Below are 13,241 nucleotides of genomic sequence, written 5' to 3' on the forward strand. Positions count from 1 at the left end.
AAAATAGGGGTATGGTGGGGGTGGAAATAGGGAACTGATGTTCGAGTGCGGGAGGTGCGTGTGCCGGGCTTCGCGCATCTGCACACCGCCTCCGGGTTCTCCCTGAGGTACGGGGCGTCCCACCCGGAGCGGCTGGCCGAGCGCGCCTCGGAGCGGGGGATGGATGTGCTCGCGCTCGCCGATCGTGACACCGTCGCGGGGGCGGTGCGCTTCGCCAAGGCCTGCGCGGGAGCGGGGGTGCGGCCGGTCTTCGGGGTGGATCTCGCCGTAGAGACCGAGCCCGAGACCGGGGCCGGGGCCGGGCGGCGGGAGCGGCGCCGGGTGCCGGTGCGGGGTGGGGCCTTTGTCGATGAGTCGGCTCCTCGCGCGACCTTTCTCGCCCGGGACGGTGCCCGGGGGTGGGCCGGGCTGTGCCGGCTCGTCACGGCCGCGCACGAGAGGGAGGGGGCTCCGCTGCTTCCCTGGTCAGGACAGCACGGAGAGGGGCTCGTGGTGCTGCTCGGGCCCGGCTCCGACGTGGGGCGCGCCCTCGCGGCGGGGCGGCCCGACCGGGCGGTCAGGCTGCTGGCCCCCTGGCGTGAGATCTACGGCGACGCCCTGCGGCTGGAGGCCGTCTGGCACGGGCGTACGGGCACGGGGGCCGGCTCTCTGCGGCTGGCCGCCCGTACGGTCGGCTTCGCCGCCGAACAGGGCGTGCGGCCGGTGCTGACCAACGCCGTCCGGTACGCCGATCCCGGGATGGGGCCGGTCGCCGATGTGCTGGATGCCGCCCGGCGGCTGGTCCCGATCGACCCGCGCGGGGAGCTGGACTCCGGGGAGGCCTGGCTCAAGGGCGCGGATGACATGCTGCGCGTCGCCGAGCGGGTCGTGGAGGGGGCCGGGTATCGGCGTGACGTCGCGTACCGGCTGCTGGAGCAGACCCTGGCCACGGCCGCCGAGTGCCTGGTCGATCCCGAGGACGATCTCGGCATCGGCATGGTCCACTTCCCGGAGGCGCATCTCGTCGGCGCCGGGCGGCGCACCGCCCAGCGGGCCCTTGCCTCGCGGGCGGTGGCCGGGATGGTGCGGCTCGGGTACGGCGGCCGGCGTGCGTACTGGGAGCGGATGCACCACGAGCTGGACATCATCGGCTTCCACGGGTTCGCCTCATATTTCCTGACGGTCACTCAGGTCGTCGATGACGTGCGGGAGATGGGGATCCGCGTGGCTGCCCGTGGGTCCGGTGCCGGGTCCCTCGTCAACCATCTGCTGGGGATCGCGCACGCCGATCCGGTCGAGCACGGGCTGTTGATGGAGCGGTTCCTGTCCAGGGAGCGTGCGGTGCTGCCGGACATCGACATCGACGTGGAGTCCGCTCGGCGGCTCGAGGTGTACCGGGCGATCATCGGGCGGTTCGGGACGGAGCGGGTCGCCACCGTCTCCATGCCGGAGACCTATCGGGTACGGCATGCCGTTCGGGACGTGGGTGCCGCCCTGTCCATGGATCCGGCCGAGATCGACCGGGTCGCCAAGTCCTTTCCGCACATTCGGGCCCGGGATGCGCGGGCCGCGCTGGAGGAGCTGCCCGAACTGCGGCAACTGGCGGGGGAGCGGGACAGGTTCGGCCGGTTGTGGGAGCTGGTCGAGGCGCTGGACGCCCTGCCGCGCGGGGTCGCCATGCATCCGTGCGGGGTGCTGTTGTCCGATGCCTCGCTTCTCGCCCGTACGCCGGTGGTGCCGACCAGCGGTGAGGGGCTGCCGATGTCGCAGTTCGACAAGGAGGACGTGGAGGATCTCGGGCTGCTCAAGCTCGATGTGCTCGGCGTGCGGATGCAGTCGGCGATGGCGCACGCCGTTGCCGAGGTGGAGCGAGTGACGGGGGAGCGGGTCGAACTGGACGCGGTGCCGGCCGGGGACGCGCAGACCTACGAGCTGATCCGGTCCGCCGAGACGCTGGGGTGCTTCCAGATCGAGTCCCCGGGCCAGCGGGATCTGGTGGGGCGGCTGCAGCCGAGCACCTTTCATGATCTGGTGGTCGACATCTCGCTGTTCCGGCCCGGACCCGTCGCCGCCGACATGGTGCGGCCGTTCATCGAGGCGCGGCACGGGCGGGCGCCCGCGCGCTGTCCGCACCCGGATCTGGAAGAGCCGTTGAAGGGGACGTACGGCGTCGTCGTCTTTCATGAGCAGGTCATCGACATCGTCGCCATCATGGCCGGGTGCGGGCGGGGCGAGGCCGACCGGGTGCGGCGCGGACTGTCCGATCCGCAGGCACAGGGGCGGATCCGGGTGTGGTTCGCGCAGCGTGCGGCGGCGAACGGGTACGACACGGAGACGGTCCAGCGGACCTGGGAGATCCTCGAGGCCTTCGGGTCGTACGGGTTCTGCAAGGCGCATGCCGTCGCCTTCGCGGTGCCGACGTATCAGTCGGCCTGGCTGAAGGCCCACCATCCGGCCGCCTTCTACGCCGGGCTGCTCACGCATGATCCGGGCATGTATCCGAAGCGGCTGCTGCTGGCCGATGCGCGGCGGCGTGGGGTGCCGATCCTGCCGTTGGACGTGAATGTGTCCGGAGTCGCTCACCGGATCGAACTGGTGTCTGAATCCGGGGTGTGGGGACTGCGGCTCGCTCTGTGCGATGTGCGCGGGATCAGCGAGGCCGAGGCGAAGCGGATCGAGGGCGGGCAGCCGTACTCCTCCCTGGTGGACTTCTGGGAGCGGGGGCGGCCCAGCCGGCCGCTGGCGGGGCGGCTTGCCCAGGTGGGGGCGTTGGACGCCTTCGGCGCCAACCGGCGTGATCTGCAACTGCACTTGACCGAGCTGCACCGAGGGGCCCGGAGCGCGGGGGGCGGTCAACTTCCTTTGGCCGACGGGCGGAAGACCGCTCCGGCCGGGCTGCCCGATCTGTCGTCGACGGAGCGGCTCAGCGCCGAGCTGGGTGTGCTGTCCATGGACGCCTCACGGAATCTCATGGACGACCACCGGGAGTTCCTCGATGAGCTGGGTGTGGTCCGCGCGCGCCGGCTGCGCGAGGCCCGGCACGGCGAGACCGTACTGGTCGCGGGTGCCAAGGCGGCCACCCAGACCCCGCCGATCCGGTCCGGCAAGCGGGTCATCTTCTCCACGCTGGACGACGGCACGGGCCTGGTCGACCTCGCCTTCTTCGACGACTCGCACGACGCCTGTGCCCACACGGTCTTCCATTCCTGGCTGCTGCTGGTGCGCGGAGTGGTGCAGCGGCGTGGCCCGCGCAGTCTGAGCGTGGTGGGCTCCGCCGCCTGGAACCTCGCCGAACTGGCCGAACTGCGCGCCGAGGGCGGTCTGGACGTGGTCGCCGCGCGGCTCGCGGAGCCGGTGGCCGCAGGTGGTGAGGGCGATGCGACGGGTGGACGGCGGATCCGGCTGCCCACCGGATACGAGATGCATCCGTGGGCCGATCTGCGGCCCGCGGGGCAGGAGGCCGCGCAAGGGCCTTCGGCGACGAGGAAGTTGTGGCACCAGAGTCCGGGGAGTGCGGGATGACCATCCTCTGCGTACGTTTCCAGCTGCCGCCGAGGCGCGAGGCGGCCCTGCCGGGGCTGCTCGGACTGCTGGAGGACTTCACTCCCGTCGTCGAGGCGCTGCCCCCGGACGGGGCGCTGGCCGATCTGCGCGGTGCCGAGCGGTACTTCGGGCGCAGCGCGGTGGAGCTGGCCTCGGTGATCCGGGTGCGGGCCCTCGCGTTGTACGGCGTCGACTGTGTCATCGGCGCCGGTCCGGGGCCGATGCTGGCCCGCGTGGCGCTGCGCGCCGCCCGGCCCGGGGTGACCTGCGCGGTGCCCGAGGACCCGGGCGGCATCGCGGAGTTCCTCGCCGGCCGGCCGGTGTCCGCGCTGCCCGGCGTCGGCACGGCGACCGCCCGCACCCTGTGCGAGTACGGCCTGGACACCCTCGGGCTGGTCGCCGCCGCGCCGCTGTCCACGCTCCAGCGGCTGATCGGCGCGAAGGCGGGCCGCGAACTGCGGGAGAGGGCGAGCGGCATCGACCGCGGCCGGGTCGTGCCGAACGCCGTCTCCCGCTCGCTGGTCGCTGAACGGCCCTTCGGGATCGACGAGCTGGATCCCGTCCGGCATCGCAAGGCCCTGCTGTCGGCCGCCGGGGAACTGGGCACCCGGCTGCGCGCGGTGCAGAAGGTCTGCCGCACCCTGACGCTCACCGTGCGCTACGCCGACCGCTCTTCCTCCACCCGCAGCCGCACCCTGAAGGAGCCGACCGCGCACTCGGCGGCCCTGACGGAGACGGCCTACGGCATGTACGGGGCGCTCGGCCTCCAGCGCGCCCGGGTCCGCGCCCTCGTCCTGCGCGCCGAGGGCCTGGCCCCCGCCGACCGGGCCTCCTGCCAGCTCACCTTCGACCCCGTCGACGAGAAGATCCGCCGGATCGAGGAGGTCGCGGACCGCGCGCGGGCCAAGTTCGGGCCCAGGGCGGTGGTCCCGGGGTCGCTGGCGGCGTGAACACGGGCTGTCGGGTCGTCAGTTGGCCCACGGCGGAGTGATGCGCGTGCCGTCGGCCAGTTCCGCCTCCAGTCCGACGGAGGTGGTGACCCAGGACAGCGCGGTGTGGTCGGTCGGGTTCTCCACGCCCAGGGTCGTACCGGCGTTGACGATCACCGTGTCACCCGCCGTGAGCCGCTCGGGGTGACCGTCGAGGGTGATCAGCAGGTCGCCGACGAGCAGATGGAAGATCTCCTCCCGGGTGACGGTGTGGGCGGGGGCCTTGGTCCCCGGGGGAATCTCGCCGCGCCAGGCGCACAGCTCCTTGCTGCCGGTGAGCGGGGTGGCGTACGAGACGAAGCGGGCGCCGTGGATCTCGTAGGACACGGCCTGGTCGGAGCGGACTACGGGCATGGTCGTGATCTCCGTTCGGAGTGGACAACTGGTCAAGGTGTTTGACTATATGGTCAATCTGCTTGACCAATGTGTCAAGGGTGTTTCAATGCCTCCGTGCAGAACTCCGAAGCCATGGCCCTCTCCGCCGCGCTGCTCGCCGCCGCGGGGGACCTCACGCAACGCATTCACGCCGGGGTCCTGGCCCGCGGGTTCGCCGATCTGCGGCCCGCCCACGGCTTCGCCTTCGCACGGCTCGCCCCGGACGGGGCCACCGTGAGCGACCTCGCCGCGCATCTCGGGGTGACCAAGCAGGCCGCGAGCCAGCTGGTGGACGAGATCGTACGCAAGGGGTACGCCGAACGCCGGCCGCATCCTCATGACGCGCGCGCCCGGCTGGTCGTGCTGACCGAGCGCGGCCGGGACTGCACCCGAGCGGCGGAGGAGGCCGCTGCCGAGGTGGTGGGGCGATGGGCCGAACTGCTGGGTGAGGGTGAAGTGCGCGCGTTGCGGGACCGCTTGGCGCGCATCGCTCCGTACGGTCCGATCAGGCCTGCCTGGTGAGGATCCGTCGGTTGTCCGGTAATCCTCTTCTTGTTACTGGCAGTTTTTACTCACGCGTAACTTCACACTTGCACTACTCGCCCGTAACTTGACGGGTGAACAGCATCCTCGTGATCCGGATCACAGGGTAAGGCCGTCGCACCTCCCTTGAGCCGCAAGGAGATCACCCGATGCTGCCCTGGAAGCGAGTTCTCAGACCCCTCGCCGCGCTGCTGCTCACCGCCGCCGTCGCCGCCGTTCCCGCTGCCACCGCGAACGCCGCCGACAGCGCACCGAGCACCGGCTGGAACGACTTCTCCTGCAAGCCCTCCGCCGACCACCCCCGACCGGTCGTCCTGGTGCACGGCACCCTGGGCAACTCGGTCGACAACTGGCTCTCCCTCGCCCCCTATCTGGAGGCCCGGGGGTACTGCGTCTTCTCCCTCGACTACGGGCAGCTGTCCGGCGTCCCCCTCTTCTACGGCCTCGGCCCCATCGACAAGTCGGCGGAGCAGCTCTCCGCCTTCGTCGACAAGGTGCTCTCCGCGACCGGCGCCGCCAAGGCCGACCTCGTCGGGCACTCCCAGGGCGGCATGATGCCCCGCTACTACCTGAAGTTCCTCGGCGGCGCCGCCAAGGTGAACGCCCTCGTCGGCCTCGCCCCCGACAACCACGGCGCCACCCTCAGCGGCCTCACCAACCTGCTGCCGTACTTCCCCGGCGCCCAGGACCTGATCAAGGCCACCACCCCCGGCCTCGCCGACCAGATCCCCGGATCCGGCTTCCTCACCAAGCTCAACGCGGGCGGCGACACCGTCCCCGGAGTGCACTACACGGTCATCGCCACCAAGTACGACGAGGTGGCCACGCCCTGGCAGAGCCAGTACCTGAGCGGTTCGGACGTCCACAACGTCCTGCTCCAGGACCTGTGCCCGCTCGACCTGACCGAGCACGTCGCCATCGGCCTGTTCGACCGCATCGCCTTTCACGAGGTGGCCAACGCGCTGGACCCGGCCCACGCGTCCGCCACCAGCTGCGCGTCCGCCTTCAGCTGACGTGCCGCCGGGGCCCGTCCGGCCTGAGCCGCCGGACAGGCCCCGGAACCTCACCGGCGGTGACTGCCGCCCGTCGCGCGCCGGCGCACCGAGAGGAACAGCGCCGCCGAGCCGAGCGCCAGCGCCGCGGCACCGCCGAGCGCCAGGTACGGCGTGCCGGTGGACGCGCCGGTCTCCGCGAGGTTCTGCGCAGTACCGGCCGCCTTCGGCGCGTTGGGCGCGCCGGGCGCCGGGGACGCCGTGGTGGGCTGCCGGGCCGGCGTGCTCGCGTCGTCGCCGCCCATGCCGTGGTGCCGCATCGTCGACTTGTCGGCACCGGCCGCGATCTGCTGGTCGGAGGGGGCGGAGGCCGTCGGGGCGGGGGTGGTGCCGGTGCTTGCCGCGGCCCCCGCGGAGGCGCCGCCGAAGTCGACGTCCGAGCAGGAGTAGAACGCCTCGGGGCTGTCCGAACGCTGCCAGATCGCGTAGATCAGCTGCTTGCCCGTGCGCTCGGGGAGCGTGCCGGAGAACGTGTAGAAGCCGCCCGAGGCGACCGGGTCGGTGGCCGTCGCCACCGGGTGCTCCAGATCCAGCTCGGACCAGGCCAGCGGCTTCGCCGGATCGTAGCCCGGCTTGGTGAGATACACGGTGAAGGTGCCCTTGTGCTGGGCGGTCACGCGGTACTTGAAGGTGTACGAGCCGCTGCGCACGCTCGTCGCCGGCCAGTCGGCGCGGGCCAGGTCGAGGCCCTTGAACTCGTCGTTGTCCGCGCTGCACAGCTTGCCGTCCGGGATCAGCTTCCGGTGCTGTCCCGCGGCGTCGCCGATCCGGATGCCGTTCCAGTCGTACAGCGCCTGCGTGCCGCCGGCCGCCACGGCCGCCTCGCACGCGGCCGACCTGGGGCTCTCCGGCCCCTCGGCGTAGCACTGCGAGACACGGCTGACCGGGTCGCCCATCGAACCGTGCGCGGACGCCGGAGCGGCACAGAGCGCGAGTGCGGTGCCGGCCAGGGCGGCGACGACGACCTTGCGGCGTGTGGACATGGGGGAACTCCTCGGAACGGTCCTCGGGGGGGTGGGGTGAATCCCGTGGGGGCGATCAGAAGCTAGCCCCAAGAAACCGTGGAATCGCCTGCTGGAGGCGGGCGGGGGAGATCCTTATGCCGGCGTTAAGGGAATGCTCAGCCTGCGCTGAGGTTCAGCCGTCCGGCCACCAGGTGCGGGCGATGTCCTTGCGCACCTCGGGACGCCCCGCGGGACGCTCCTCCGCCTCTTCGCGGATCCGGCGGCTGTCCGTCCTCTTCAGGGGCTTGTGCACGGTCGTGCGGCGCATGGCTGCCTCCTTCAGTGCCTACCTGAACCCGTGTGTCACGGGGTAGACGCTTTTGGGGAGAGTTCCTCATCGGAGCCGGATTGTCAGTGGCGGGTGTCACTCCGGGGACATGACGAACGCGAAGGACGTGCCGGCCGCGGGAGTCCCGGGAGCGCTGAACCTCGGGCGGTCAGGCCGGCAGCTCCGTGAAACCGCCCTCCCGGGCGAGCCGCTCCAGTTCGTCCAGGGCGGCCACGGCGGCCGACGCGGCCACGGGGTCCGTCTCCGTGAGCCCGCTCGCGGCGAACTCGTCCTCGTCCAGCCGTCGTACGTCCGTGCCGTCGGCGGAGCGCCACAGGTCCAGGTCCAGGTCTTCCACGACCAGTTCGGCGCCGGTGCGCACCGCCGGGCGGGTGACGTCGCAGTACCAGCCCTTCAGGGTGCCGTCCCCGGCGCGGACCTCCTTCACCGCGTACCACCTGTTCCGCCAGTAGTACTCGGTGAAGACGTCACCCGGCTCGAAGCGGACGAAGCCGAAGTCCCGGACACCGGCGCCCGCCCACGCCGCCCGGACGGCGACGCGCGTGCCGTCGTCGTGGAGCAGCCGCGCCGGATAACGGATCTTCGTACGGCCACCCTTGACCAGTACGATCTCCAACTCGTCCACAGGCTCAGCCGAGTTCGCGGACATGGCGCACCTCCGTCGCGCAGATCTCGTACCCGAGCGACGTGTTGATCGCGAGCATCGGGGCGTTGCCGGTGTCGTTGCCCGTCAGGGCCTCGGTGCGGCCGGCGGCGCGGGCGCGGTGCAGCGAGTCGGTCTTGGCGAGCTTGGCCAGGCCGCGCCCGCGGAAGGCGCGCGCGGTGCCGGTCATCGCGGTGACGTACCGGGTGCCGCTGTCGGTGTACGCCACGCTGAAGGCTACGGGGCGGCCCTCGGCCACCACGACCGTGGTCAGCTCGCGGTCGAGCAGCGGGTGCTCCCAGATCTCCCGGAGCCAGGCCTCGTAGTCGGTGAACTCGACGTCGACGTCGCCCGGTTCGTCCGACATCGTCTCCGCGTCCAGCCGGAACAGCGGGCGCGGGTCGTCCGCGAAGTCCGCGGCCGTGCGCAGCTCGACACCCGGTGGGCACGTGCGCAGGGGCGGCAGCGCGGCGTGTGCCAGGTCCAGTCGGAGGAAGTGGGCGGAGCGGCCGGCACGGTAGCCGCGCTTCTCGGCGAAGGCGCGGTTGTCCCCCTTGTCCAGGACCCAGGCGAACAGCTTCGTCGCCCCGTGCGCCGCCAGATGCTCCTCGGCGGTACGGACCAGCAGCTCACCGGCGCCGCGCCGGGTCCGGTCCGGGTGGACGTAGATGTTGAGCAGCCCCTGGCCCGGTGTCGGGCTGTCGTGCGCCAGGCTCACCTGGGCGGTGCCGATCACCTCGCCGTCCTCCTCCGCCACGAGCGACCTGGACCGGGCCTCGGCAGGGGTGCGGGTGAGTCCGTGCAGGACGGCCTGGGGGGTCCACAGGATGTAGGGCAGTGCGAGATGCCGTACCCGTGTGAAGTCCTCCACGTCGGACCGGTCGCCGGGGCGCAGGTCGCGCACGATCACTGTCATGACAGGTGACCGTACGGGCAGACGCACCGGGGGTGCCTCTCATTTTCCCGCGGGTGCGGGACAATCGGCGCGTGAGCCTGAAGATCCGCATCGATGACAGTGCGCCCCCGTACGAGCAGGTGCGGGCGCAGATCTCCGAGCAGGCGCGGTCCGGGGGGCTGCCGGTGGGGTACCGGCTGCCGACCGTGCGGGGACTGGCCGAGTCCCTGGGGCTCGCCGTGAACACCGTGGCCAAGGCGTACCGGGCGCTGGAGAGCGACGGGGTGATCGAGACGCGGGGGCGCAACGGCACGTTCGTGGCCGCCGCCGGCTCGGCCGCGGTACGTGAGGCCGCGGCCGCCGCGCAGGCGTACGTCGAGCGGGTGCGGCGGCTGGGGCTGGGGGAGGGGGAGGCGTCGGCCGCGGTCCAGGACGCGCTGCGGGCCGGTTACGGGGAGGGCTGAGCCGCGGCGGCTATCGCCGTGACGCGAGGGCACCGGGTGTACGCGTCACGGTCAGGCCCGCCCGCTCCGCCGCCCTCCCGAACGTCACCGCGTCCCGCACCGCCGCTCCGCCGGGATCGTTGTTGAAGTACGTGTAGACGTCCTCCCCCTCCCGCCACGTCGTCGTGACACGGTCCACCCAGGTCTCCAGGCAGCGGCGGCCGTAGCGGGGCCAGGGCGTGGCGCGGCCCTCGTGGAAACGGACGTAGCCCCAGTCGGTGGTGCGCCACAGCGGGATCACCGGGTGGGCCTGGACGTCCGCCCAGCACAGGGCCGCGCCCCGGGACTCCAGCACTTCGCGCAGCCGAGGCGTCCACCAGGAGTCGTGGCGGGGTTCGACCGCCACCCTCGTACCGGACGGGAAGCAGGCCAGACAGGCGTCCAGCAGGGCGGGGTCTGCGCGCAGGGTCGGGGGCAGCTGCAGGAGGACGGGGCCCAGGCGGTCGCCGAGGCCCGCCGCGTGGGACAGCAGGCGGTCGACCGGTTCGGCGGGGTCCTTGAGGCGCTTGATGTGGGTGAGATAGCGGCTGGCCTTGACCGCGACGACGAAGTCCGCGGGCACGCGGTCGCGCCAGGTCTCGAAGTTGTCCCGGGTCGGCAGCCGGTAGAACGCGTTGTTGAGTTCCACCGTCGCGAAGAGGCGCGTGTACTCCTCCAGCCACAGCCGGGCCGGGACCCCGGCCGGATAGACGAGGTCCCGCCAGTCCTTGTACTGCCAGCCGGAGGTGCCGACGAACAAGGTCACAGCACCATCAAAGCACTACAGGTACAGGCCCGCGTCCGCGCCGTCCCGGGCCTCCGGCACCGAGGTCGGGGCCGTGCCCCGGCGCAGCGCGTACAGCTCGGCCAGCGTGGCGCCCTCACGGCCGACGGCGTTCTCCCGGTCGTCGGCGTCGCTGCCGAGCCAGTTCAGCGCCTCCCCGCGGCTGAGCGGGCCCACCTCGATCCGGGCCAGACAGCGGCCGGGGCGGACCACGGCCGGGTGCAGGCGCTCCAGGTCCTCGTTGGTGGTGACCCCGACCAGGACGTTGCGGCCCTGGCCGAGCAGGCCGTCGGTGAGGTTCAGCAGCCGGGACAGCGCCTGGCCCGCCGTGTGCTTGGCCTCGCCGCGGATCAGCTCGTCGCAGTCCTCCAGGAGCAGCAGCCGCCAGCGGCCCTTGCCCGCGCTGTCCTCCTCGCCGATCGCGATGTCCATCAGATAGCCGACGTCGGAGAAGAGACGCTCCGGGTCGAGGACGCAGTCCACCTGGCACCAGTCGCGCCAGGAGCGGGCCAGCGTGCGCAGCGCGGAGGTCTTGCCGGTGCCGGGCGGGCCGTGCAGCAGCAGCAGGCGGCCGGCGATGTCCTGCGGGGTCGTCTTCATCAGACGGTCCATCGCGCCCGCCACCGGTGCCGAGTAGTTGGGCCGGACCTCGTCCCAGGTGCCCGCGGAGATCTGCCGGGTGGTGCGGTGCGGTCCGCGCCGGGGGGAGACGTACCAGAAGCCCATCGTCACGTTCTCGGGCTGCGGCTCGGGCTCGTCGGCCGCGCCGTCCGTGGCCCGGTCGAGGACCTGCTTCGCCAGTTCGGCGCTGGTCGCGGTGACCGTGACGTCCGCGCCGCGGTTCCAGCGGGAGACCAGCAGGGTCCAGCCCTCGCCCTCGGCGAGGGTGGCGCTGCGGTCCTCGTCGCGGGCGACCCGCAGCACGCGGGCGCCGTCGGGCAGCAGGGTCGCGCCGGAGCGGACCCGGTCGATGTTCACCGCGTGCGAGTACGGCTGCTCGCCCGTCGCGAAGCGGCCGAGGAACAGCGCGTCGACGACGTCGGACGGCGAGTCGGAGTCGTCGACGTGGAGCCGGATCGGCAGAGCGTCGTGTGGGTTCGCAACCATGCCGCCATGATCCGGCACACATGCGCTCCGCGCACGGCATTTCCCCCGCTTGTGCCGGGTGTTCCAAGACTGTTCCGGGTCTTCCCAAGACCTGCCGGAGCCATCCGTTCCGCCGTTACTGTTGCCCTCGATGGGACGACATGGGTGGGAATCGGATACTCGGCGGTGGCGGCTCACCGCCCTGCTCGGTGTCGGCGCGGCCGTGCTGGCCCTGGCCGTGACGCTGTTCAGCACCCTGTCCGACGCTCCCCGTACGACCGGCACCACCCGCGACGGCGACAAGGTCCACGGCACCCCCGCCACGCCCGGCGGGAGACCGCAGCCGTACGTCGGCTGGGGCTTCACGCACACCCAGTACAGCGCCGACGAGGGCGCGGGGGCCGCCACCGGCCGGGTCGAGCGACTGCTCGGGAAGAACGGCGGGCTGGCGCAGAACCAGCACATCATGGGCTGGGGCGCGGACAATCCCGAGCCGGTCCAGGGGCACTACGACTTCGGCGCCCTCGACCGCCGCATCGACTTCATGCGCGCCTCCGGCGGCACCCCGGTGATCACCCTGTGCTGCGCTCCCGACTGGATGAAGGGTGGCAAGGCCGGGGTCGACAACACGAACTGGAACCAGGCCGCCCTGGAGACCGCCCCCACCCCCGACCACTACCAGGACTTCGCCGACCTCGCCGCGACCGTCGCCCGCCGCTACCCGGACGTGAAGCACTTCATCGTCTGGAACGAGTTCAAGGGCTTCTGGAACGACGCCAAGTCCCGCTGGGACTACGAGGGTTACACCCAGCTGTACAACCTCGTGTACGCGGCGCTGAAGAAGGTCGACAAGGACATCATGGTCGGCGGGCCCTACCTGGTCATGGACAGCGTCGACCCGCGCGACCAGAACGCCTCCGGCGCGGTGAAGGGCCCGTGGGGCGCCATGGACCAGCGGGTGCTGGACGCCTTCGCCTACTGGAACACGCACAAGGCCGGCGCCGACTTCACCGTGGTCGACGGCTCCAGCTACACCCGCGACGACGAGCTGCTGCCGAACGAGTTCGCGGCCACCGACAAGCTGACGGCGGTCAGCGAGTGGATCCGGCGGCAGACCCACGACCTGCCGCTGTGGTGGGCCGAGTACTACGTCGAACCCGGCGACGGCAACGACGACCGCACGGGCTGGACCGAACCGCACCGCGTCGCCGTCCAGGCCACCGGGATGATCGCCATGGTGAAGGGCGGCGCCGGCTCCGGCTTCTACTGGAACCCGGAGGAGCGCACCGGCACCGGCTGCGCGGGCTGCCTGTGGACGCCGACCGACAGCGCCGGCGGAGGCACCGCGCTGCCCATGTACGACCTGGTGTCCCGGTTCGCGAAGGCCTTCCCGCCGGGGACGGCGTACGAGACCGTGTCCGTCGCCCCTGACGACGTTCCGAATGTCCGTGTCCTCGCGAGCCCCAGGACCGTCCTCGTGGTCAACACACAGAACCGGCCGATCGGCGCGCAGATCGACGGCAAGCGGTTCGACCTGCGGCCGTACGAGGTGAGGTGGCTCGACCGCTGACCGGCCG

General features: G+C 71.9%; 13 protein-coding genes. 6 read left to right on the forward strand and 7 right to left on the reverse strand.

The genetic code is table 11. The features are described from left to right. Nucleotides 1–60 precede the first annotated feature (60 nt). Both ADK64_RS03390 and ADK64_RS03395 read left to right on the forward strand, forming a co-directional pair. A complete protein-coding gene (locus tag ADK64_RS03390) occupies nucleotides 61–3,501 on the forward strand; it encodes a DNA polymerase III subunit alpha (RefSeq protein WP_053654784.1) in 3,441 nt (1,146 codons plus the stop codon). Further along, a complete protein-coding gene (locus ADK64_RS03395; RefSeq protein WP_053654651.1) occupies nucleotides 3,498–4,472 on the forward strand; it encodes a DNA polymerase Y family protein in 975 nt (324 codons plus the stop codon). Before ADK64_RS03390 ends, ADK64_RS03395 begins: the two co-directional genes overlap by 4 nt. Nucleotides 4,473–4,490: 18 nt before the next feature. Here ADK64_RS03395 and ADK64_RS03400 read toward each other — a convergent pair whose 3' ends face one another. Continuing rightward, nucleotides 4,491–4,865, reverse strand: coding sequence for a cupin domain-containing protein (locus ADK64_RS03400; protein ID WP_053654652.1), 375 nt, complete (start codon nucleotides 4,863–4,865; stop codon nucleotides 4,491–4,493). 96 nt (nucleotides 4,866–4,961) lie between these two features. Here ADK64_RS03400 and ADK64_RS03405 point away from each other — a divergent pair, with 96 nt between their 5' ends. Together ADK64_RS03405 and ADK64_RS03410 are read left to right on the forward strand one after the other, a co-directional pair. Beyond that, entirely contained in the window at nucleotides 4,962–5,408 is a 447-nt protein-coding gene (locus ADK64_RS03405) for a MarR family winged helix-turn-helix transcriptional regulator (protein WP_053654653.1), read from the forward strand. A 170-nt stretch (nucleotides 5,409–5,578) separates the two neighbouring features. Further along, complete coding sequence (locus tag ADK64_RS03410) at nucleotides 5,579–6,442, forward strand: esterase/lipase family protein (RefSeq protein WP_053654654.1); 864 nt, start codon at nucleotides 5,579–5,581, stop codon at nucleotides 6,440–6,442. 50 nt (nucleotides 6,443–6,492) lie between these two features. Here ADK64_RS03410 and ADK64_RS03415 read toward each other — a convergent pair whose 3' ends face one another. The 4 genes from ADK64_RS03415 to ADK64_RS03425 form a co-directional block, all read right to left on the reverse strand. Next, nucleotides 6,493–7,464: a lytic polysaccharide monooxygenase auxiliary activity family 9 protein gene (locus ADK64_RS03415; protein ID WP_053654655.1), complete on the reverse strand. Its 972-nt coding sequence runs from the start codon at nucleotides 7,462–7,464 to the stop codon at nucleotides 6,493–6,495. Between the two features lie 154 nt (nucleotides 7,465–7,618). Then, nucleotides 7,619–7,753, reverse strand: coding sequence for a hypothetical protein (locus tag ADK64_RS48320; protein WP_107092909.1), 135 nt, complete (start codon nucleotides 7,751–7,753; stop codon nucleotides 7,619–7,621). A 169-nt stretch (nucleotides 7,754–7,922) separates the two neighbouring features. Continuing rightward, on the reverse strand, nucleotides 7,923–8,423 hold the full coding sequence (locus ADK64_RS03420; protein ID WP_053654656.1) for a DUF402 domain-containing protein: 501 nt from the start codon (nucleotides 8,421–8,423) through the stop codon (nucleotides 7,923–7,925). Beyond that, entirely contained in the window at nucleotides 8,404–9,333 is a 930-nt protein-coding gene (locus tag ADK64_RS03425) for a GNAT family N-acetyltransferase (protein WP_053654657.1), read from the reverse strand. The genes ADK64_RS03420 and ADK64_RS03425 overlap by 20 nt, the downstream gene beginning before the upstream one ends. Before the next feature lie 71 nt (nucleotides 9,334–9,404). Here ADK64_RS03425 and ADK64_RS03430 point away from each other — a divergent pair, with 71 nt between their 5' ends. Beyond that, nucleotides 9,405–9,776: a GntR family transcriptional regulator gene (locus tag ADK64_RS03430; protein ID WP_053654658.1), complete on the forward strand. Its 372-nt coding sequence runs from the start codon at nucleotides 9,405–9,407 to the stop codon at nucleotides 9,774–9,776. Nucleotides 9,777–9,786: 10 nt separating this feature from the next. On the opposite strand, the gene ADK64_RS03435 is transcribed toward ADK64_RS03430, so the two are convergent. Then, nucleotides 9,787–10,560 (reverse strand): DUF72 domain-containing protein, encoded by a 774-nt coding sequence (locus ADK64_RS03435; RefSeq protein WP_053654659.1) that lies wholly within the window; start codon nucleotides 10,558–10,560, stop codon nucleotides 9,787–9,789. 15 nt (nucleotides 10,561–10,575) lie between these two features. Beyond that, nucleotides 10,576–11,685, reverse strand: a complete 1,110-nt coding sequence (locus ADK64_RS03440) for a DUF5925 domain-containing protein (protein ID WP_053654660.1) — start codon at nucleotides 11,683–11,685, stop codon at nucleotides 10,576–10,578. Nucleotides 11,686–11,815: 130 nt separating this feature from the next. On the opposite strand from ADK64_RS03440, the gene ADK64_RS03445 reads away from it, so the two are divergent. Further along, the gene (locus tag ADK64_RS03445; RefSeq protein ID WP_053654661.1) at nucleotides 11,816–13,234 is read left to right on the forward strand and encodes a GH39 family glycosyl hydrolase; all 1,419 of its coding nucleotides are present in this window, start codon (nucleotides 11,816–11,818) and stop codon (nucleotides 13,232–13,234) included. Nucleotides 13,235–13,241: the final 7 nt, after the last annotated feature.

Origin of the sequence: Streptomyces sp. MMG1121 (assembly GCF_001280015.1) — a bacterium.
Classification (GTDB): Bacteria; Actinomycetota; Actinomycetes; order Streptomycetales; family Streptomycetaceae; genus Streptomyces.